This is a genomic window from Bradyrhizobium sp. ISRA442 (assembly GCF_038085055.1).
In the GTDB taxonomy this organism is placed as follows: Bacteria; Pseudomonadota; Alphaproteobacteria; order Rhizobiales; family Xanthobacteraceae; genus Bradyrhizobium.
In genome coordinates this window covers 61,084-82,116 of record NZ_JALGCN010000031.1, presented here as the reverse complement: position 1 = coordinate 82,116, position 21,033 = coordinate 61,084, and the positions used below count along the sequence as shown (strand labels likewise).

General features: G+C 65.0%; 21 protein-coding genes. 4 read left to right on the top strand and 17 right to left on the bottom strand.

The genetic code is table 11. The annotated features are described in order from the left end of the window. From MTR72_RS37000 to MTR72_RS36985, 4 genes are all read right to left on the bottom strand, one after another. Positions 1 to 737, bottom strand: a 737-nt coding sequence (locus tag MTR72_RS37000) for a protein-L-isoaspartate(D-aspartate) O-methyltransferase (protein ID WP_341512064.1), incomplete at its 3' end; no start/stop codon positions are given. Positions 738 to 822: 85 nt separating this feature from the next. Then, positions 823 to 1,308, bottom strand: coding sequence for an adenosine-specific kinase (locus MTR72_RS36995; RefSeq protein WP_280970330.1), 486 nt, complete (start codon positions 1,306 to 1,308; stop codon positions 823 to 825). Between the two features lie 66 nt (positions 1,309 to 1,374). Further along, a complete protein-coding gene (locus MTR72_RS36990; protein WP_280970329.1) occupies positions 1,375 to 1,722 on the bottom strand; it encodes a hypothetical protein in 348 nt (115 codons plus the stop codon). A 48-nt stretch (positions 1,723 to 1,770) separates the two neighbouring features. Continuing rightward, a complete protein-coding gene (locus MTR72_RS36985; protein ID WP_341512063.1) occupies positions 1,771 to 3,303 on the bottom strand; it encodes an acyl-CoA carboxylase subunit beta in 1,533 nt (510 codons plus the stop codon). Positions 3,304 to 3,452: 149 nt separating this feature from the next. On the opposite strand from MTR72_RS36985, the gene MTR72_RS36980 reads away from it, so the two are divergent. Continuing rightward, on the top strand, positions 3,453 to 3,857 hold the full coding sequence (locus tag MTR72_RS36980) for a DUF4260 domain-containing protein (protein WP_341512062.1): 405 nt from the start codon (positions 3,453 to 3,455) through the stop codon (positions 3,855 to 3,857). Between the two features lie 203 nt (positions 3,858 to 4,060). Here the strand turns inward: MTR72_RS36980 and MTR72_RS36975 are convergent, their stop codons facing one another. Beyond that, entirely contained in the window at positions 4,061 to 4,714 is a 654-nt protein-coding gene (locus MTR72_RS36975; protein WP_341512061.1) for a carboxymuconolactone decarboxylase family protein, read from the bottom strand. A 135-nt stretch (positions 4,715 to 4,849) separates the two neighbouring features. Between MTR72_RS36975 and MTR72_RS36970 the strand changes: the two genes are divergently transcribed. After that, the gene (locus MTR72_RS36970; RefSeq protein ID WP_341512060.1) at positions 4,850 to 5,335 is read left to right on the top strand and encodes a hypothetical protein; all 486 of its coding nucleotides are present in this window, start codon (positions 4,850 to 4,852) and stop codon (positions 5,333 to 5,335) included. On the opposite strand, the gene MTR72_RS36965 is transcribed toward MTR72_RS36970, so the two are convergent. The 7 genes from MTR72_RS36965 to MTR72_RS36935 all read right to left on the bottom strand — a co-directional run bounded on the left by MTR72_RS36965 (position 5,332) and on the right by MTR72_RS36935 (position 13,540). Further along, entirely contained in the window at positions 5,332 to 6,189 is an 858-nt protein-coding gene (locus MTR72_RS36965; protein ID WP_445819677.1) for a penicillin-binding transpeptidase domain-containing protein, read from the bottom strand. The genes MTR72_RS36970 and MTR72_RS36965 overlap by 4 nt on opposite strands. A gap of 179 nt (positions 6,190 to 6,368) precedes the next feature. Next, positions 6,369 to 6,632 carry an EscU/YscU/HrcU family type III secretion system export apparatus switch protein gene (locus MTR72_RS36960; RefSeq protein WP_341512058.1) on the bottom strand — a complete coding sequence of 88 codons (264 nt, stop codon included), beginning with the start codon at positions 6,630 to 6,632 and terminating at the stop codon, positions 6,369 to 6,371. After that, positions 6,629 to 8,260, bottom strand: a complete 1,632-nt coding sequence (gene fliK, locus MTR72_RS36955; protein ID WP_341512057.1) for a flagellar hook-length control protein FliK — start codon at positions 8,258 to 8,260, stop codon at positions 6,629 to 6,631. Before fliK ends, MTR72_RS36960 begins: the two co-directional genes overlap by 4 nt. Before the next feature lie 56 nt (positions 8,261 to 8,316). Next, a complete protein-coding gene (locus MTR72_RS36950) occupies positions 8,317 to 9,111 on the bottom strand; it encodes an ATP12 family chaperone protein (protein WP_341512056.1) in 795 nt (264 codons plus the stop codon). 436 nt (positions 9,112 to 9,547) lie between these two features. Then, positions 9,548 to 10,747 (bottom strand): RluA family pseudouridine synthase, encoded by a 1,200-nt coding sequence (locus MTR72_RS36945; RefSeq protein ID WP_341512055.1) that lies wholly within the window; start codon positions 10,745 to 10,747, stop codon positions 9,548 to 9,550. A gap of 52 nt (positions 10,748 to 10,799) precedes the next feature. After that, positions 10,800 to 12,137, bottom strand: coding sequence for a replication-associated recombination protein A (locus MTR72_RS36940; RefSeq protein ID WP_341512054.1), 1,338 nt, complete (start codon positions 12,135 to 12,137; stop codon positions 10,800 to 10,802). Continuing rightward, positions 12,134 to 13,540, bottom strand: coding sequence for a DegQ family serine endoprotease (locus MTR72_RS36935; RefSeq protein ID WP_280970317.1), 1,407 nt, complete (start codon positions 13,538 to 13,540; stop codon positions 12,134 to 12,136). Before MTR72_RS36935 ends, MTR72_RS36940 begins: the two co-directional genes overlap by 4 nt. A gap of 317 nt (positions 13,541 to 13,857) precedes the next feature. Here MTR72_RS36935 and MTR72_RS36930 point away from each other — a divergent pair, with 317 nt between their 5' ends. Both MTR72_RS36930 and MTR72_RS36925 read left to right on the top strand, forming a co-directional pair. After that, positions 13,858 to 15,471: an OprO/OprP family phosphate-selective porin gene (locus MTR72_RS36930; protein ID WP_341512053.1), complete on the top strand. Its 1,614-nt coding sequence runs from the start codon at positions 13,858 to 13,860 to the stop codon at positions 15,469 to 15,471. Positions 15,472 to 15,672: 201 nt separating this feature from the next. Beyond that, positions 15,673 to 16,686 (top strand): zinc-binding alcohol dehydrogenase family protein, encoded by a 1,014-nt coding sequence (locus MTR72_RS36925; protein ID WP_341512052.1) that lies wholly within the window; start codon positions 15,673 to 15,675, stop codon positions 16,684 to 16,686. 3 nt (positions 16,687 to 16,689) lie between these two features. Here MTR72_RS36925 and MTR72_RS36920 read toward each other — a convergent pair whose 3' ends face one another. The 5 genes from MTR72_RS36920 to MTR72_RS36900 all read right to left on the bottom strand — a co-directional run bounded on the left by MTR72_RS36920 (position 16,690) and on the right by MTR72_RS36900 (position 20,937). After that, a complete protein-coding gene (locus MTR72_RS36920; protein ID WP_280970948.1) occupies positions 16,690 to 18,018 on the bottom strand; it encodes a chloride channel protein in 1,329 nt (442 codons plus the stop codon). Between the two features lie 56 nt (positions 18,019 to 18,074). Further along, positions 18,075 to 18,371: a DUF1330 domain-containing protein gene (locus MTR72_RS36915; RefSeq protein ID WP_341512051.1), complete on the bottom strand. Its 297-nt coding sequence runs from the start codon at positions 18,369 to 18,371 to the stop codon at positions 18,075 to 18,077. Positions 18,372 to 18,381: 10 nt separating this feature from the next. Next, entirely contained in the window at positions 18,382 to 19,170 is a 789-nt protein-coding gene (locus tag MTR72_RS36910) for an SDR family NAD(P)-dependent oxidoreductase (RefSeq protein ID WP_341512050.1), read from the bottom strand. Between the two features lie 195 nt (positions 19,171 to 19,365). Then, positions 19,366 to 19,782 (bottom strand): 50S ribosomal protein L17, encoded by a 417-nt coding sequence (gene rplQ / locus MTR72_RS36905; RefSeq protein ID WP_063682058.1) that lies wholly within the window; start codon positions 19,780 to 19,782, stop codon positions 19,366 to 19,368. A gap of 123 nt (positions 19,783 to 19,905) precedes the next feature. Next, a complete protein-coding gene (locus MTR72_RS36900; protein ID WP_280970312.1) occupies positions 19,906 to 20,937 on the bottom strand; it encodes a DNA-directed RNA polymerase subunit alpha in 1,032 nt (343 codons plus the stop codon). Positions 20,938 to 21,033 lie beyond the last annotated feature (96 nt).

Sequence of the window (21,033 nt, the reverse complement as noted above, 5' to 3'; positions counted from 1 at the left end):
TTCTGTGAACGCGTAAAGGGGACAAACCGCACGAGAGCGACGCTGCGCGTCATCGTCTTGCCGGGGGCGACTTTTTCGACGACCGTGAGCTCCTGCGTGGTGTAACCGGCTCCCACCGGCATGACGAGACGACCCCCCACTTTGAGCTGCTCGATCAACGGCGGTGGCGGATGCTCCAGCGCGGCCGTCACGACGATGGCGTCAAAGGGACCGCATTCGGGCCAGCCATCGTAGCCGTCGCCAAGCCTGACGCTCACATTGTCATACGCGAGGTCTCTCAGAGTCTTGGTGGCGGTCTCGGCCAATTGCGGCATGATCTCGATGGTGCAGACCTTTCGCGCCAGGTGCGCAAGGATGGCGGCCTGGTAGCCCGAACCTGTGCCGATCTCGAGCACGACGTGATCGGGCGCGACCTCGGCCAAATGGGTCATCAAGGCCACGATGGAGGGCTGCGAGATGGTCTGGCCGAGGCCGATCGGTACTGGACTGTCGGCGTAAGCGATCGCGCAGGATCGCTCGGGGATGAACAGATGGCGTTTGGTTTGCGCCATGGCCTCGAGCACCTTTTCCGACAGGCCTTGCTCTCCCAAGCTACTTCCGGCGGACCGGGCGTAGGCCCGGATGGTTTCGACCATGGCGGCGCGTTCACGGACGCATTGGTCGTCCGGTGGTGCATCCTGTGCGGCCGCCTCCCACGCCGCGACAACCATGGCAAACAGGTGCAGCAAGGCCTTCATGATCGTGCGCTCTCCACGAGATACGCAATTGGCGTCGACCGCTTGAGCGCAACGCGTGGAGCCGGCCAATGCCGGCATCCAGTCGTTACAGCTTGTAGCCGATCTTTCGCAGCAGGTCTTTCCGCCACGCAATGTCCGCGTCGGTCTCAATGCCTAGCGGCGAGTTGCCATCCACCACGCCGAGCACGCCGCGCCCGAGGTCCGTTTGCGCGACGATCACCTGTGTCGGATTGGCCGTCGCACAATAGATGCGGCAGACCTCCGGCACCGCGCGCACCGCAGCCAGCACGTTGACGGGAAAGAATCCGTCACCCAGGAAGATCAGGAACGTGTGTCCGGCGCCGATGGCCAATGCGTTGTCGCGCGCGAGGGTGAGAGCAGGTTCGTCGTTCCCCGACCAGCGCACCAGCCGCTTGCCGGAGGCTTCACAGAAGGCCAGTCCGAAGCGGATGCCCGGCACCGCACCGACCAGCGCCTCGTGGAGGTCTTCCACGGTCTTGATGAAATGCGATTGGCCGAAGATGAAGTTGGTGGCGTCCGGCTTGACGATGGGCACCACGGCGAGTTCCATGGCTGCGCTCCCGCAAGGGTCCAACGCCAGTCATGGTAGGCCCCCGGCAGACGATTGCAAGCCGCTTCACATCAGCTTCATGGGCGTATCAGCGACCAGACGAAGGTCGATCCTGCCGATCAACTCCAGGCGGCGCATCTCCGCCGCGCTGATCGCGGCATCGGTCTGCCGCAACGTGCTGATGTTCGAGCCGAGCGACACGATCCCGCCGAGCACCAAGGCGATCGATCCGAGCGCCGCGACCTGACCTGCTCCGAGCAGGCCGAGGATCGTGATCAGCAGCAATGCGGCCCCGCCGCCGATCGCGATCTTGGAAGCCAGAATGAACTTCCGGCATCGCTCCGCGATCTCGGCCAACGCCTCGATCCGCGCTTCGATCTCGGAAATCTCGTCGAGAGGATCGTCTTCGGTCATTGGAAGATCAAGGTGCCTCGCGAGCTTTGGCTCCAGCCGGTAGCCCCCTCACAACGGTAAATTGTCGTGCTTCTTCGCCGGCATTTCCGTCTTCTTGTCCTTCAGCATCGCCAGCGCCCTTGCGATCCGGCGACGGGTCGAGTGCGGCATGATGACGTCGTCGATGTAGCCGCGCTCGGCGGCGATGAAGGGGGACAGGAAGCGGTCTTCGTATTCCTTGGTGCGCGCCGCGATCTTCTCGGGGTCGCCGATGTCAGAACGGAAAATGATCTCCACCGCGCCCTTGGCGCCCATCACCGCGATCTGGGCGGTCGGCCAGGCGTAGTTCATGTCGGCACCGATCTCCTTGGACGCCATGACGTCGAAGGCGCCGCCATAGGCCTTGCGGGTGATGATCGTCACCAGCGGCACGGTGCACTGTGAATAGGCGAACAGCAGTTTCGCGCCGTGCTTGATCAGGCCGCCATATTCTTGCGCGGTTCCGGGCAAAAAGCCGGGAACGTCGACGAAGGTGACGATCGGGATGTTGAAGGCGTCGCAGAAGCGGACGAAGCGTGCCGCCTTGCGCGAGGCGTCGGAGTCGAGCACGCCGGCGAGCACCATCGGCTGGTTGGCAACGAAGCCGACGGTGCGGCCCGCGATGCGGCCGAAGCCGGTGACGATGTTCTTGGCGAAGGCCTCCGCGATCTCGAAGAAGTCGCCCTCGTCCACGACCTTCAGGATCAGCTCCTTCATGTCATAGGGCTTGTTCGGATTGTCGGGGATCAGCGTGTCGAGCGACATGTCGACGCGGCCGATGTCGTCGAAGCTCGGCCATTCCGGCACGCCGTCGGTGTTGTTGGACGGCAGGAAGTCGACCAGGCGCCGCATCTGCAAGAGCGTCTCGACGTCGTTCTCGAAGGCGCCGTCGGCGATCGAGGAGCGCGTCGCGTGAACCGAAGCGCCTCCGAGCTCTTCGGCGGTGACGACCTCGTTGGTGACGGTCTTCACCACGTCAGGGCCGGTGACGAACATGTAGCTGGTGTTCTTCACCATGAAGATGAAGTCGGTCATGGCGGGCGAATAGACGTCACCGCCGGCGCACGGCCCCATGATGACCGAGATCTGCGGGATCACGCCCGAAGCCAGCACGTTGCGGCGGAAGACGTAGGAGTAGCCCGCGAGCGCCGCGACGCCCTCCTGGATACGCGCGCCGCCCGCGTCATAGAGGCCGATGATGGGCGCCCTCGCCTTCATCGCCATGTCCTGAAGCTTTGTGATCTTCAGCGCGTGGGTCTCGGACAGCGAACCGCCGAATACGGTGAAGTCCTTGGCGAACACAAAAGTCTTGCGGCCGTTGACGGTGCCCCAGCCGGTGACGACGCCGTCGCCCGGCACCTTGGTCTTCTCCATGCCGAACTCGGTGGAGCGGTGCTCGACGAACATGTCGAACTCCTCGAACGATCCCTTGTCGAGCAAGAGCTCGATGCGCTCGCGCGCCGTCAGCTTGCCGCGGGCGTGCTGCGCCTCGATGCGCTTTTCCCCGCCGCCGAGCTTTGCGCCGGCACGACGTTCTTCAAGGGCGTCCAGGATATGTTTCATTTGCTCCCGCCAGTTCTTAGCTAAATGCGATTGCCGGGGGTTCTAACACGGCATTTTGCGGGCCGGGAAGCGGCTTTCGGCCTCGCAGGGCTGCCCTGCCGGCGCGGAAAGCGTGAGCGATTACAAAGTTTTGCCTTGGGAGGCGGACCATGGATCAGAGCGTAACCGAGACCGGCGCGGCCACCGGCGGCGTCAGGCTTCTCTTGCGGCTGGAGGGGCTGACGCTGTTCGCGGGCATGACGCTGCTCTACGGCGCCTGGGGCGGCTCCTGGACGCTCTACCTCCTGCTCTTCCTGGTGCCTGACTTAAGCTTCCTCGCCTACCTGTCGGACGCGAAGTTCGGGGCGATGGTCTACAACGCCGCCCACAGCTACCTGGCGCCGGTGACGCTGATGACGCTGGGCTTCGGCCTAGCTTCGCCGCTCACCCTGTCCATAGCCTTGATCTGGCTCGCCCATATCGGCGTCGACCGGGCGCTCGGCTATGGCCTGAAATATTCCGCCGGCTTCGGCTTTACCCATCTCGGGCGGATCGGGCGGCAGGACGGGGCCTGATCTGCGGTCCCTTGGCGGCGGGCGGGACAGCGCGCGTCGTGGTTATTCTACTGGCTGCTCGGCCTTCATGGTTCGAGACGCCCGCTGCGCGGGCTCCTTACCATGAGGGTCTAGCATCTTCGCCGCGAAGCAAAGACCTCATCGTGAGGTGCCCGCCCAAAGGGCGGGCGTCTCGAAGGATGGCCACAAAGAAGCTGCTCGCCTTACGGCTCACCCGCCTTGAACGGCTCCTCCTTGCCCGGCGGCACAGTCTCCTCGGCCATCGCCAGCAGCATCGCGACCATCACGTAATTGCCGGCGAGCGCGGTGAGATCGACGATCTGCTGATCGCCAAACACCTTCTTAGCGCGCGCGTAAGTCTCGTCCGAGACCTTCTTGGTGGTGGTGAGCTCGGTGACGAAGTCGTAGACCACCGCTTCGTCCTCGGCCATCTTCGACGGCCGCTTATTGGCCTTCAGTTCGGCGATGATATCCGGCGACAGGCCCGCCTTGGCCGCGAGCGGTGCATGGGCGAACCATTCCACCTGCGAGCGCCACTGCCGCGCGATCACCAGGATCGCGAACTCGTTGAGCTTGGTTGGAACCGAAGTTTCCCAGCGCAAATAGTGAAACAGGTCGAACAGGCGCTGGCCGAGCACAGGGCTGCGGATCATCGGATTGTAGGGCCCGCCGATGCCGACGCTCGAGACCTTCATGATCTGCTCGCCGAGCGGCTTCTGCTTCTCGTCGAGCTGATTCATCGTGAGCTGCGGAAAGCGCGGCTCCTTGCTGGTGGCAGGCGCTGCAAACGTGGTGGCGGCGAGCCAGCCGCCCGCGGCAGCCAATGCCAGTGACGAGGCCCACAAGGCAGAATTCATCGTTTCCTCCCGCTTTGGTTGTTCCCAACCAGGCTAGTCCAGCGCGCCAAGGGACGCCAGACATTGTGGAACTCCAAGAACCGCTTTCCGGTTCGCGCGTTGGAACGACCATGAATCCCAAGATGGAGGTCTGCAATGTCCAGATCCGGTATTGCGCGGGCAGGCTTGATCGTCGTCGCGCTGTGCCTTCCCTACGGTGCAGCCGGCGCCGCTTCATCTCCGTTTGCCGCGATGGCCGGCACATGGTCGGGCGGCGGCACGCTGAGCACAACCGACGGCGCACAGGAACGGCTGCGCTGCCGCGCGACCTATAACGTCGCAGGTGGCGGCGGCGAGCTTCGCCTCAATCTGCGATGCGCCAGCCAGAGCTATAATTTCGATCTCGCGGGCAATGTCGAATATCGCGACGGCGCCATTTCGGGCTCATGGAGCGAAGCCACGCGCAACGCTTCCGGCACGATCTCGGGGCGCGCGACGGCAGACCATGTCGACGCAGCCGCGCGCGGCGATAACTTCTCGGCCAATCTGTCGCTAACGACGCGCGGCAGCCGACAAAGCGTCTCGATCCGTCCGCAGGGCACCAATGTCACCGGCGTTTCGTTGGCGCTCAACCGGCGCTAGATCGCCTCGATATCGGTGAGACAGGCCTGCGTCATGGTCATGCGGGCGTCGATGTGACGTTGCTCGCGGCAATCCATGTTGAGCGCGAACACCGTTTGCGCACTGCCCTTCTCAGCCCAGCCCACCATCCAGCCGAGCGACGGCTCGCCGCGCTCGGCGCCCAGAAGTCCCGACTTCACGTGAATGACGGCGTCGCCGACCTTGGTCATCGGCAGGATATCGCAGACGAGATCCTGGCTGCGCTTCGAGATCGGCAGCGCGCGGCGGCGCAGCCGGTCGACGAAATCGATCTGCTCGACCGGATCGATGCGCAGATTTCCGGTGAGCCAGAACTGGTCGATGCCGCCGCCGATGTCGCGATTGCCGTAGTCGAGGAGATCGACGTATTTCTGCATCCGCTCCTGCCCGATGCGGCGTGCGATCTCTTGATAGACCGGTACTGCGCTCACCGCGATCGCGCTGCGCAGCGTGTGGTCCTTGTTCCAGGCCTCGATCGGGCGCTTGACGCCATCCCAGGGGAAGACGTCCTTGTCGGGATCGGCGACCACGCCGGTCTCCAGCGCAATCAGCGAGTTCGGGATCTTGAAGGTCGAGGCCGGCAGCTTGCCCTCGCCCGAGCGCTCCCTGTCGCTGGCGATGATCAGGTAATCGTCGACCTTGTAGCCGATGAAGGTGCCGGCCGTACCTAGATCGGTGAAGCGCTTTGCGAGGCTCTCGCGGATCTCGTTGCGCGGCGGCGCGACATTGGCAAGCGCGCGCGACGGCAGGATGGCGGCTGCGGCAAGAAGGCCGAGGGTGGAACGGCGGGTGGGCAAGCGAAACGTCCGTTGAGTGGTGAAAGTGGCCGCGATCATGCAGCCGCTATCGTGTTGAAACGATGACAGGCTAAAGCGCGATGAGATTGGGATGAATCGTTATCGCGCTTTAGGTTGTTGTTTGAGCATGATCTCCGCGCAAACGCGTTCCGCGTTTGTCGCGAGGGAAAACCGCTACACACTTTGCGCTAGTGCGGCCCTTCGGTCCGGATCATGCTCTACCGCGCCCGGCCCGATAGTCGCAGCACGAACACCAGCACCTCGGCGACGGCCTTGTAAAGGTCCGGCGGGATCTCTTCGCCGAGCTCAACGTTGGACAACGCGCCGGCCAGGACTTCGTTCTCCTCGATCGGGATGTCGTGGGCCTTGGCGATCTCGACGATCTTCTCGCCGATCGTGCCCCTGCCCTTGGCGACGACCACCGGCGCGCCGCTGCCCTTCTCGTAGTGAAGCGCGATCGCAAGCTTGGTGTCGTCGCTCATGTCGCGCGATCCAGGAAGTGCCCGGCGCGGGCCGGTGCCGGCTGCGGCGGGGTGCCGTCGCGCACGATAATGTCGCCGGGCTTGAGCTCAGCCTTCGTCAGGGCCTGGCTGAGTTCACCGACGCCGGCACGCAATTGCTGCGCGGTGGCGGGTCGCTCCGCCCACATCCGCACGAAAGTCTTGTCGCCATTGAGCGTGATCAGCGCATGCACCGGGCCGGCCGGCTCGACATTGAGCGAAAAACGTGCGCGCCACGTGCGCTTGGCGGGATCGGCTGACTCGCTGCCGCCGTCGCGCGAGATCTCGAATTGCGCCATCGCAGTGCCCTGCGGCGTCGCGAACGGGATTTCGAAATTCCACTGCGGCACGGTCGGATCGATGCGATGGCCGCTGGCGTCGACGCGATCGGGCAGCGAGGCGACCTGCAACAAGGTCTGCCGCGCGATCGCGGCATCGGTGTCGTCGAGCAGGCGATGCACTGTCGTAGCCAGCGGGGTATCTGGCGTGAGCGACGGTGCGACGATCGATTGCGGCGACGGCAGCGCGCCGCGGAACGGCGGCGGCGTGGCCGTGCGCACAGCCTCGAACACGTGGCTATCCGGCACGGCCTTGTTCGAACCCGGAACGTTGCCCGTCATGCGCGGCAGATTTTGCGTGACTTCTTGCAGGAGGCTCGCGGCAAGGCCCGCGGTCATGGTCCGCCCGGTCGTCGCTTGCGGAGCGTCGCCAGCCATATCGGCCAACACGGCGGCTGCGAGATTGGCACTGCGCGGCATTTGCGGCGATTGAGCGATATCCGCGTTCGCGGACGGCAACGCTGCCTGCACCGCCTCGGCTGCAGCCTGAGCCGGCAAGGCCTGCGACGGGGCGGCAGAGTTCATCGAAGGCGCGGCTGCTTGCGCCGCCGCTTGCGACGCGCCAGCTTCGAGCGTGCCGGAGGCCGCGGCCAAGGTCTGGCGCAGCACCAGCAGCGCCGCCTTCAAATCCGGCATGGTACCGGACGACGGCGTCGCGGCGGACGCCAGCGAGGCCTCGAGAAACAGACCCGACTTCTGGAAGGCGGACTCGATATCGCCGCCGTCGAGCTGACTGTTGAGCGGCGTCTGCTGCGCGAGCACGCCCAGCACCGCCTGCTTTAGACCCGCCGGCAGATCGCTGCCGGTCACGACTGCGGTGAGGTTAGCAAACAGCGACGCCTGGCTGCCCTGTTTCGTCACGGCCTCGGCCGAGGCCACGGTCACCGCGACCTGTTCGGCCAGCGTCAGGGGATTGCGCATTGCGCTCAGCGACGGCGCAAGCGGCGGGCTGTCCACCCGTGATGCACCGGCCGGCGTCAGCGTGACCTGATCGGTCAGCGCCTCGCCTGTCCCGTTGACGACGGCGAGCCGGATGGTGCCGTCACTCTGGGACACCGCAAGCTGAAGGTTCTGTCCCGGCGACAGCGCCACTTCCGACATCACGTCGAGGGAGAGATTGGCGATTGCGATCCGAACGAGGTTATCGGGAAGCACGCTGACGACCTTGGCGTCGACCACGCTGCCGTCCTGGAGCACGAGCCCGCTCGTTCCCGCATCGGCCACGGGGCCGGCGGAACTGACGGGGACGATCGAGCTTATCGGCGTCGGCATAGAGGCGGCCCAAGGGAATGCGCCTCCACCCTAGGGCCGTGGTCGTAAACCTCTCGTTAAGGACCTTCGGCCCCGGCCGGCTTCGCGGCCGCGAGCACCGCCACGGCGGCCTCAAAATCCCTCAGGCAGGCGGCACGGCGGCCGGCGGCCTCTTCGTCCACACCCCATTGGTCGGCGTTCCAGTCCTCATCGACATGGGCGGCCGCCCAGACCTGGTCGGCATCGCGCGCACCGTGCGCCAGCGCCAGCGCCAGCAGCGCCGAACCGGTCAGCGTCGTGATCACATGCAGCGCCGCCACGGCCCAAGGATCGTCCGGCAGCGCGGCGCGCGCGGCTTGCACCGCCTCCTCCGGCTGCTTCACGTGCATGATGCCCTCGGACAGGATGAAATGCGCGCCCAGCGTTTCGGCGGCCCAGAACAGCACGGGGTCCCAATGCGCGGCCTCGCGGGCGACCAGCCCCTCCGGATGGCCGGCGCGATAGAACAGCAAATCCGACTGGAAGTATTTTGCCAGATCGTCGCTGACGGAACCGACGCGGTCGACGACGCCCTCGATCACGCTGTTGGCGAGCCGCGTCAGCGGCATGGTCATGGGGTCGAGCGCTTCCTTCTGCGCTTCCCATTCCGAGGCCACGGCATCGGCCAGCCCCCGCGAAGGGATCACCACCTGGCGGCTCGAAGGCGTGCGGATCGGCTTGCCGTCGAGCGTGACAGTGAAGCCGCCCTCGGCCTCGGCCACGCCCACCTCCTTGTAGAAGCGCTTGCGCAGCGGCGCGCGTGCGGCCTGGCGGGCCGCTTCATGCGGATCGAGCGGGGATTGCCCCGCAGCCTCATCGAACAATTCACGCATCTTACGTTTTCGGTCCCGCTTCCTGAATGCCAGGCTTTTAAGATAAGACCGGTGGCCGATAAAGCGAGCGGCGGGCACCACCTCATGGGGGCCTTACTGGTTCGCGCAGCTCCGCGAATAGGCCGCCCGAGCGGCGGGCCCTAACCCTGCGCCGGCGGCGTCTTCCAAGCATTTCGAGATGCGGTCGCCGAACGACGTTCGCGGGATCGGCTGGTAGTTGTAGCTCGGCGGCGCGTCGAATTGCGGGACTTTCGGCACCTCGATCTGGGGCGGAGGGGGTGGCGGAGGCGGCGGCGGATTGAATTGTGAGGTCCCCGGCAGAAGCAACTGCGCCGAGGCAATCTGACCCGCCAAAAGCGACGCCAAGACAAGAAGAGAAATCGAGAGCCGTTTCATGGAGGATATGTTGTGCTCCTCCAGCGCCCGGTCAACTTGACTATTCTTCAGGCGCGTTCTCGATCGGATCAAATCTGGTTGCATCCAGCCCGAGCAGGTTCCATGACTGCTGCATGTGCGGCGGCAGCGGCGCGGTCGCGTCGATCACGCCGCCGCGCGGATGCGGAATCACGATGCGGCGCGCGAGCAGATGCAGCCGGTTTTGCAGCCCGCCCGGCAGCTCCCAGTTCTCCCTGTTGAAGTATTTAGGGTCGCCGATGATGGCATGGCCGATATGAGCCATATGCGCGCGGAGCTGATGGGTGCGGCCGGTGACCGGCTTCAGCGACACCCAGGTCAGCTTGTTGCCGGCGGTCTCGACCATCGCATAGTAGGTCACCGCGTGGCTCGCGCCCTCGTCACCGTGCTGGGCGATGCGCATGATGGTGTCCTCCTCGCCCTCCTCCTTGGCAAGGAAGGTCGAGATGCGGCCCTGCTTCGGTTTCGGCACGCCCGGCACCAACGCCCAGTAGATCTTCCGCGCCGAACGCGAACGGAAGGCGCCAGTCAGATGGCTCGCAGCAAAGCGTGTCTTGGCAATCAGGAGACAGCCCGACGTCTCCCTGTCGATCCGGTGCACGAGGCGGGGCTTCTGACCCTTGGCGTCGCGCATCACCTCCAGCATCTGGTCGATGTGCCGCGTCATGCCTGAGCCGCCCTGCACGGCAAGGCCAGCGGGCTTGTTGAGGACGAGGACGTCGTCGTCCTCGTAGATCGTCATCTCCTTCAGCGCCTGAAGGGTCTTTTGCGCAGCTTCCGACAGCGCGCCGGGCACCTTGGGCGCGTCAAGCTTCAATGGCGGAATGCGGACGCTCTGCCCCTCCTCCAGACGGTCCTTGCTGTCGACGCGCTTGCCGTCGACGCGCAGCTCGCCTTTGCGGACGACGCGTTGGATGTGGGAGAACGACAAGCCGGGAAAGCGCGCCTCGAGAAAGCGGTCGACGCGCATGTTGTTCTCGTCGGCCGTGACGGTGACGGTCTGGACCTTGGTCGGCAGCAAAGCCTCGACGGGCTTTGCGGGGATAGGCTCCGGCGCACGCCGTTCGGCGCGCTCACCCGCAAAGCGCTGCGGCTTCGCGCCCGGCTTGCCGCCCGGACGCGGCCCAGCCTTCTGCGCGCTGCGCGCCTTGAACGGACGCGCCTCCTTGTGCTCATCGCGGGCGCGGGGTTTTGGGTTGGCTCTCTTGATGCGGCGGCTCATGCGTGCCTGCGTAGCCTAAAAGCGGCCTTTCGTCACGACGAAATGGCCGTTTTCAGCGCGAGCCGCCCCGCTCCTTGCGCAGTTTGGCCCAGTATTCCAGCCGCTTCCGGATCTCGCGCTCGAAGCCGCGTTCCGGCGGGTCGTAGAAGGTCTGGCGTCCCAGTGCCTCGGGGAAGTAATCCTGGCCGGAGAAGGCGTCAGGCGCGTCGTGGTCGTATTCGTAGCCGGTGCCGTAGCCCTCCGACTTCATCAGCTTGGTCGGCGAGTTGAGGATGTGCTTTGGCGGCAGCAGCGAGCCGGCCTGCTTTGCGGTCTGCATGGCGGCGCCGAAGGCGGTGTAGACGGCATTCGATTTCGGCGCGGTGGCGAGATAGACGACCGCCTGCGCGATCACGAGCTCGCCTTCGGGATGACCGAGGAAATCGAAGGCGTCCTTCGCCGCGTTGGCGATGACGAGCGCCTGCGGATCGGCAAGCCCGATGTCCTCGACCGCCATGCGCACGACACGGCGCGCCAGGAACAGCGGATCCTCGCCGGCATCGAGCATGCGGGCGAGGTAATAGAGCGCGGCATCGGGATCGGAGCCGCGCACCGATTTATGCAGCGCCGAGATCAGGTTATAGTGGCCGTCGGCCGACTTGTCGTAGATCGGGGCGCGGCGCTGCAGGATGTCCTGCAACTGCGCGGCATTGAAGCTCTCGCCCGCCCGCGCCGAACGCCAGACTTCTTCAACCAGCGTCAGCGCGGCGCGGCCGTCGCCATCGGCCATGCGCGCCAGTGCGGCACGCGCCTCCGCATCCAGCGGCAGCTTTCTGCCCTCGACCGCTTCCGCATGCGCGAACAGCTTTTCGATCGCGGCGGCGTCAAGCGAATGAAACACCAGCACGCGCGCGCGGGAGAGCAACGCGGCGTTGAGCTCGAAGGACGGATTCTCGGTGGTGGCGCCAACCATCACCACAGTGCCGTCTTCCATCACGGGCAGGAAAGAGTCCTGCTGCGCGCGGTTGAAGCGGTGCACCTCGTCGACGAACAGCAGCGTGCCCTTGCCCATCTCGCGCCGGGCACGTGCGGCGTCGAACGCCTTCTTCAGGTCGGCGACGCCGGAGAACACCGCGGAAATCTGCTCGAAGTGCAGGTCGGTCGCGTCGGCAAGCAGCCGCGCCACCGTGGTCTTGCCGGTGCCGGGCGGGCCCCAGAACACCAGAGAGCCGAGCGTGCGCGTCTCCAGCATGCGCGTCAGCGCGCCGTCGGGCCCGAGAATGTGGTCCTGGCCGACGACCTCCGACAGCGCGCGCGGACGCAATCGATCCGGCAGCGGACGCGGAGCTTCCTGATCGAGCCCCGCCGCGGCAAAGAGAGTTGGCGTCTCCTGTGGTCGTTTCGGACTCATCCGCCCAGCGTGACGTTGATCTGCTGGCCGCCGCGCACCAGCGTGATGCGCCAGATCCGCTGGCGTTCGCCGGCCGCCTTCTCTAGGTCGCCGGTCTTGCTGATCTTCTGGTTGTTCACCGCCAGAATGATGTCGCCCTTCTGGAAGCCGACATTCGCGGCCGCGGTATCGCCGCCGATATCGGTGACGACGACACCTTCGGTGTCGGCGTCCAGATGCAGCTCATCGGCCACAGCCGGCGTGATGGTCGAGACCTTAGCGCCCTGGAACGGTGACCGCGCGGTGATGACGAGCTCGTTGCGGCCGGCGTCGGGCGCCGTCTCCAGCGCCACCGTGAGCTTGAGCGGCTTGCCGTTGCGCTGCACGTCGACCTGTGCCGTGCCACCGAGCGGACGCGTAGCGAACCGGTAGTCGAATGCGTTGGGATCATCCACGCTCTGACCATCAATCGCGACGATCAGATCGGAGGATTTCAGCCCAGCCTTTGCGGCGGGACCGTTCGGAACAACGCTTGCGACCAGCGCTCCGGTCGGCGAGCGCAGGCCGAGGCTGTCGGCGATGTCGGGCGTCACCGCCTGCAGCCGCGCGCCGAGCCACGGCCGCTTCACCGCCTTGCCCCCGCTCTTGGCGGAGGCGACGACGACGCGCACCATGTTGGCGGGAATGGCAAAGCCGATACCTTGCGAGCCGCCGGAGCGCGAATAGATCGCAGTGTTGATGCCGGCGAGCCTGCCGTTCATGTCGACCAGCGCGCCGCCGGAATTGCCGGGATTGATCGCCGCGTCGGTCTGGATGAAGAACTGGTAGTCGGTGATGCCGACCTGCGTGCGCGCCAGCGCCGAAATGATGCCGTGGGTCACGGTCTGGCCGACGCCGAAGGGATTGCCGATCGCGAGCACGACGTCGCCGACCATCAATTCATCCGAATTGGTGAAGTCGAGCGTGGGGAATTTCTCCTTCGCGTCCTTGATGCGCAGCACGGCGAGATCGCTGCGGGAATCCTTCAGCACGATATCGGCCTCGAATTCGCGCTTGTCTGACAGCGACACCTTCACCTGGTCGGCGCCCTCGATGACGTGGACGTTGGTGACGACGAGGCCGGATGCGTCGACGATGACGCCGGAGCCGAGCGAGCGTTGCATCTGCTCGGGCTGCTGGCCCGGCACGCCGAAGAAGCGGCGGAAGATCGGATCATCCAGCAGCGGGTTGCGGTTCTGCACCACCTTGGCCGCATAGACGTTGACGACCGCCGGCTGTACCCGCTGCACGATCGGGGCATAGGACAGTCGCAGCTCCGCCATCGAGGACGGCACCCGGCGGTCCTGCGCGGAGGCCGGATCAAGGCTGCCCGAAAGGGCGATGCACAATCCCGTGATGACAGCGATACAGATCGGTCGAAACATTCCTACCTCTCGGAAAAGACGCCGGAATATAGGCGTGTTCGCTCGCCAATAGAAGGGCGCCGCGCCGCAATATTCACCCCTCCCTCGCCCAAGGCGGCCGGCAAGTTCTGCGTGCGCCATCTCATTTTACTTGGCCGCACGGATTGGCATGACATCCGTCATCTTGCATGCTGTCCGATGGCGGATTCGGTTGCGGCGAATTTGCATCAGTGGGAACCGCAGCCGTTGGCGCGCCGTCGCGGGGCAGTCATCGATCATTCTTAGGCTCTCCCGTTGCGACTTGGGGAAGGAAGTTCATCAACCGATGGAGTGCTGACGTGAGCAGGACAAGAATTGCGGCCACGGCGATTGGTCTCGCCGGCGCGCTGGCGGCCTCGCAGGCCCAGGCCCAATCGGCAAGCAGCAGCGAACAGGAGATCGCACTCCTGAAGCAGCAATTGAAAATACTGGAGCAGAAACTCGACAAGCTCCAAAGTCAGACCGCGGCGAACACGGCGGCCGCGGCGAAAGCCAAGGCCGAAGCGAAGGCCGAAGCCAAAGCCGAAGCAAGATCGGAGGCGAAGGCCGCGATCGCAAATGCCAATGCGGCGGTACCGGTGAAGGCGACGGTGCCGGCGTCGGGCGTCGTGGTGACGATGCCGAACAACCGCCCGACGATCTGCACCGCCGACCAAGCGAACTGTGTCGCGATCACCGGCCGCCTGCACTGGGACGTCGGCGGCTATGACTATCGTCCCAATACGGCGGCAACGGTGCCGCAGAAGCTCGACAGCGGCGAGAACGTCCGCCGTGCGCGCATCGGCGTTACCGGCAAATTCTTCAACGACTGGAATTTCGCGCTGATCTACGATTTCGGCGGCTCGTCCGACGGATTTGGCGGTGCGGCGCCGGGATCGCTGCCGGGCGGTGGCGTGTCCGGCGTCGAGAACGCCTATCTCAGCTACACCGGCCTCAAGCCGTTCGGCGGCAAGATGGCGATCGAGGCCGGCATAATGGATCTGCCCTACACGATGGATGAGGCCACGAGCTCCAACGACATCATGTTCATGGAACGCGCCTCGCCGGGCGTGATCGCCACCAACATCGCCGCCGGCGACTTCCGCTCAGCGGCCGGCACGCGCTGGTACAACGACGTGCTCTGGATCGGTGGCTATGTCACGGGACCGTCGACCGGCGCGATCCACTCCGCCTCGAGCACGTCACCGGCCGGCACGTCCGAGCAATATGGCGCTGTCGCCCGCGTTGCCGGCCAGGTCGTCAGCGGCAAGGACTACTCGATCCACCTCGGCGCCGATGCGGAGTGGCTGATCCAGCCGCCGCGCAATCTGATCGCCAATACGCAGACGCTCACACTGAGCGACCGCCCGGAATTGCGCCTCGATCCGACCACGCTGGTCTCGACCGGCGCGATCGCCAATGTGTCAGGTGCGCAGGTCTACAGCGTCGAAGCGGCCGCGACCTATGGACCTCTCATCCTGCAGGGCGAGTATTTCTGGTACAATGTCGATCGCGGCGCGAATACATCAGTGGTGCCGACCGGCTTGCCGAGCTTGAAATTCCAGGGCGGCTATGCCCAGGCCGGCTATGTGCTGACTGGTGAGAGCCGGACCTACAATGCGGCGAACGCGGCCTATAACGGTGTCAAGCCGGCGCATCCGTTCTCGCTCGACGGCGGCGGCTGGGGCGCGTGGGAGATCGCGGGGCGCTTCTCGACGATCGACCTCAACAATCAGCTCGCAACCCCGGCCGGCATCGCCGGCGGACGGCAGACCGTCTACACGCTCGCGCTCAACTGGTACGTCAACGGCAACGTGCGGTTCATGCTGGATTACCTGCATGGCACCGTCTCCAAGCAGGCCTCGCCGGTCTCGACCGCGGACGTCGGCTCGAAGTTCGACGCGATCGCAATGCGCACGCAGTTCGCGTTCTAGGCTTTCACGCGTCGTCCCGGGGCGCGCGAAAAGCGCGAGCCCGGGATCCATAGCCACAGGCCTGAGTTGTTGTTCCGAAGGCTCGCAGTTGGAGCTTTCGCAGCAACACAACTCTGGTTATGGGCCCCGCCTCCGCGTGCGCAATTGCGCACTCGTCGGGGACGACACCGGGAACGTCACGCCATCTGATGGAGACAAGCCATGAAGGCCGTCGGCTACAAAAAATCGCTTCCGATCGAGGATGCGGAGGCACTGATCGATTTCGAGACCACAACGCCCGAGCCGAAGGGGCGCGACATCCGTGTCGCTGTGAAGGCGATCTCGGCCAATCCGGTCGACTACAAGGTGCGCAAGCGCGCCGCCCCGCCCGAGGGCGAGATCAAGATCCTTGGCTATGACGCAGCCGGCGTAGTCGATGCCGTCGGGCCCGACGTCACGCTGTTCAAGGTAGGCGATGAAGTGTTCTACGCCGGCTCGATCCTTCGCCAGGGCACCAACGCGGAATTCCACCTGGTCGACGAGCGCATCGTCGGCCGCAAGCCGAAGAGCCTGTCCTTCGCGCAGGCCGCGGCCCTTCCCCTCACCTCCATCACCGCATGGGAGCTGCTGTTCGACCGGCTCGGGGCCGTGCCGGGTAGAAGCGTCGATCCGCGGACGCTTCTGATCACGGGCGGCGCCGGCGGCGTCGGCTCGATCCTGATCCAGCTCGCCCGCCGCCTCACCGGGCTGACGGTGCTCGCGACCGCGACGCGGTCGGAGTCACAGAAATGGTGCCTCGATCTCGGCGCGCATGCGGTGGTCGACCACGGCAAGCCGATGAAGGAGCAGATCGAGAGCTTGAGGCTGCCGCCGGTCGCACTGGTGGCGAGCCTCACCTTCACTGACCAGCACTACAAGGCGATCGCAGAGTTCATGGCGCCACAGGGTCGGTTCGGCCTGATCGACGATCCACCGGAATTCAACGTGAGCGCATTCAAGGGCAAGGCGATCTCGGTTCACTGGGAATCGATGTTCACGCGCTCCTCGTTCCAGACGCCGGACATGATCGCGCAGCATCATCTGCTCAACGACGTCTCCGACCTCATCGACAAGGGCGTGCTGCGCACCACGCTCGACCAGACCTTTGGCACGATCAACGCCGCCAACCTCAAGCGCGCGCATGCGCTGCTGGAAAGCGGCAAGTCGCGCGGCAAGATCGTGCTGGAGGGGTGGTAATCCTCACTGCGAAGCGGGCGACGCTGCCCCCTCGGGGGGACGCGTCGCCCGCTCGACAAAGCCCTTGGCGAGCGCGTGATAGATCCCCTCCTCACAGATCATCCGCGAGACGAAGTGGGCGATCAACGCCGCCGTCATCAGCGGTACCACCATGGCGTGATTGTCGGTCATCTCGGTGACGATCACGAAGGCCGTGATCGGCGCCTGCACCACGCCGGCAAAATAGGAGACCATGCCGAGCAGCATGATCGCGCCGATCGGCGCGTCGTGGAAGAGGAGCGCAACGTTGCTGCCGAGGCCGGCGCCGACGGCCAGTGACGGCGAAAAGATGCCGCCGGGTATGCCGCTGACCGCCGCAAAGGTCGTCGCGAGTAATTTAAGGCCGCCGAAGTCCTGCGGCAGCGGCGAGCCATGCTCCAGCGCCTGCTTCACCTGCGCGTAGCCCGTGCCGTAGATGGTGTCGCCGGACACCAGGCCGCAGATCGCAACCGCAAACCCGCAAACGAGCGCGAACCACAGCGGGTGGGCCTTGATCGCACGACCGATCGGGTTGGCGAGCCCCCGCGCCATGGTGATGACGATGCGGCTGAAAAGTCCACCGGCGACGCCCCCAACGACGCCGCAGGCCGGGACCGCCAGCCAGTCGACCCCGCGGGCCAGCGACATCGCGCTACTGCCGAAATAGGTGTAGTTGCCCATCAGTGCCAAGGACGTCAGGCCTGCTGCGATGACGGCGGCGATGATGAGGCTGCTGGTGCGCGTCTCGAAGGCGCGGCTCATTTCCTCGATGCCAAACACGATGCCCGCCAACGGGGTGTTGAAGGCGGCGGCGACGCCCGCCGCCGCGCCAGCCAGAATCAATCCGGGTTGACGCCTCGGCGACACGCGTCCGAGCGCGAACATGACAGATGCGCCGACCTGCACCGTCGGCCCTTCCCGTCCGACGGAGCCACCACACAACAGGCCGAACAAGGTTAGAAGCATCTTGCCGGCGGCAACCCGCAAGGAGACGAGCCGCTCCCGCTCGGTCTGATCGTTCAGGTGGCGCGCGGCGATGGCCTGCGGAATTCCGCTGCCTTGGGCGTTGGGAAACAGCCGGATGGTGAGGAAAGCCGACAGCATGAAGCCAAGCGGCGTCACCAGCAGGACAGCGTAGCGCGATTGCGCGAGCAGCAGCCTGAAGGCGTCCTGGGCGAGGTCGGCGAGCTGCGCCAGCGCCACGGCCGCGGCGCCGACGACAATTCCGCCCAGCAGGAAGATCGCCCGCCGCTGCCATCGGGCAGAGGTGACCTTGAAGAGACGTTTGTTGCGGATAGACCGAGCCGTGATCATCAATCGATCTTTAACCGGTCGTGCCGCGATTTGAAGCTGAAAAGCGAGCAGACCAGCTAGGCCGGAACCACGCCCTCCACGAACAGCAGCCGCCGCTCCAGCGCTGTCCGCCGCAGCTTCAATGCCTCGGCATATTCCGGCGAGGCGTACCATTCGCGTGCCCGCGCCATCGACGGAAATTCCACGATGATGATGGTTCTCGGTGGCGGGCCGCCCTCCACCACGTCGGCAGCGCCGCCACGGACGAGGTAACGGCCGCCGTATTGCGCGATGGTTTTAGCGGCGAGCGTGCGATAGGCCTCGAAGCTTGCGACATCGCGCATCTCGACTTCGGAGATCACATAAGCGGCCACGCGCATCGACTCAGGCGATGGTGTTGACGATGCCGCCCTCGGCGCGGAGCGCCGCGCCGTTGGTCGCGGAGGCCTCCTTCGAAGCGACATAGACAACCATGTTGGCGATCTCGTCGACGCTGGCGAAGCGTTGCAGCAGCGAGCTTGGACGGTGCTGTTTGACGAAATTGGCCGCGGCCTCGTCGACCGACTGTCCGTTCTGCCTCGCGAGATCCTTCACGAAAGTCTCGACGCCCTCCGACATGGTGGGGCCCGGCAGCACGGAGTTGATGGTGACGCCGGTGCCGCGCGTGAGCTGCGCGAGCCCGCGCGCCACCGAGAGCTGCGCCGTCTTGGTCATACCGTAATGGATCATCTCGACGGGAATGTTCAGCCCTGACTCCGAGGAGATGAAGACGATGCGGCCCCAGTTGCGCTTGAGCATGCCCGTCAAGTAGGCGCGCGACAGCCGCACGCCGCTCATGACGTTGACCTCGAAGAAGCGGCTCCAGTCCTCGTCGGGGATTTCAAAAAAATCCTTCGGCTCGAAGATGCCGGCATTGTTGATGAGGATGTCGACCTCCGGCAGCGCCGAAACAAGTGCCTTGCAACCCGCTGCGGTCGACACGTCCGCGGCGATGCCGCGGACTTTGGCGCCCGTCCCTTCCAGCTTGCGGACGGCGGCATCGACCTTGTCCTGGCCGCGCCCGTTGACCACGACACTCGCGCCGGCGGCAGCAAGCCCCTTGGCGATGGCTTGGCCGATGCCGGCGGTCGAGCCGGTCACGAGGGCAGTCTTTCCGGAAAGGTCGAGCTTCATGTCTCATCTCCATTGATGTCGATGGAGATATCGGACGCGGCCCAAGCAGCCGCAATCCGCACTCACTGATGCGTGAGCAGAACGCTCCACCTGTCGTCCTGGCATTCGCCAGGACGACACCATTGATCTTCGACAAACGGCCAACAAAAAAGCGGCGCCCAAGGGCGCCGCTTTCGAAACCTGATGCCGCCCGGCTTATGCCGCCTCGGCTTCCTTCTCCTGCACCGGGCCGGAGTCCTGGCCCTTGGCGTCGACGTCGCGGTCGACGAACTCGATCACGGCCATCGCGGCGTTATCGCCGTAGCGGAAGCCGGCCTTGATGATGCGGGTGTAGCCGCCCTGGCGGTCCTTGTAGCGGGTGGCGAGCGTGTCGAAGAGCTTCTTGACCATGTCGACGTCGCGCAGCTCGGCGATCGCCTGACGGCGGAGCGACAGGCCGCCCTTCTTGCCGAGGGTGACGAGCTTCTCGACGATCGGGCGAAGCTCCTTGGCCTTGGGCAGCGTGGTGACGATCTGCTCGTGCTTGATCAGCGAGGCCGCCATGTTGGCGAACATCGCGCGGCGATGCTCGGCCGTGCGGTTGAGCTTCCGATGAACCTTGCCGTGACGCATGTGACTATTCCTTACGTTTGAACTGCCGCGACGGTTCGTCGGACCAGTTGCTCAGGTGGGCTTCCTGCGTTCGCCCATTAAGAAACGTGGCCGGAAATCTCCGGCCACGACGGTGAAATCGGATCAGTAGTGATCCTCGAAGCGCTTGGCGAGCTCATCGATGTTCTCCGGCGGCCAGCCCGGCACTTCCATGCCGAGGTGCAGACCCATCTGGGCCAGCACTTCCTTGATCTCGTTCAGCGACTTGCGGCCGAAGTTCGGAGTGCGGAGCATTTCCGCCTCGCTCTTCTGCACGAGATCGCCGATGTAGACGATGTTGTCGTTCTTCAGGCAGTTGGCCGAACGCACCGACAGCTCGAGCTCGTCCACCTTCTTGAGGAAGGCCGGGTTGAAGGCGAGATCCGGGATGATCTCCTGGGCGACTTCCTTGCGCGGCTCTTCGAAGTTGACGAACACGTTGAGCTGATCCTGCAGGATGCGCGCCGCATAGGCCACCGCGTCATCCGGCGAGATCGCGCCGTTGGTCTCGATCGTCATGGTCAGCTTGTCGTAGTCGAGGATTTGGCCCTCGCGGGTATTCTCGACCTTGTAGGAGACCTTGCGGACCGGCGAGAACAGGCTGTCGACCGGGATCAGGCCGATCGGCGCATCCTCGGGCCGGTTGCGTTCGGCGGGCACGTAGCCCTTGCCGGTCGAGACCGTGAACTCCATGCGGATCTCGGCGCCCTCGTCGAGCGTACAGATCTGGAGGTCGGGATTGAGCACGGTGACGTCGCCGACCGTCTGGATGTCGCCGGCGGTGACTACGCCCGGGCCCTGCTTCTTCACGACCATGCGCTTGGGGCCTTCGCCCTGCATCTTGATCGAGATGTCCTTGATGTTGAGCACGATGTCGGTGACGTCCTCACGGACGCCAGCGATCGAAGAGAACTCGTGCAGCACGCCGTCGATGTGCACCGACTGCACCGCCGCGCCCTGGAGCGAGGAAAGAAGAATGCGGCGGAGCGCATTGCCGAGCGTCTGGCCGAAGCCGCGCTCGAGCGGCTCGGCGACGATGGTCGCGAAGCGGGCCGGATCGCTGCCGGGCGTTACCTGGAGCTTGTTCGGCCGAATCAGTTCTTGCCAATTTTTCTGGATCGTCACTGTTTCACCCATACAGGCCAGTCAATTTGCCACGTCAAATACTGGCGTTGAAGAAGGCCGCGGATCGCGTCCGCGGCTTCGCAAAAGTCTTCGCGGAGGGCCGAGACC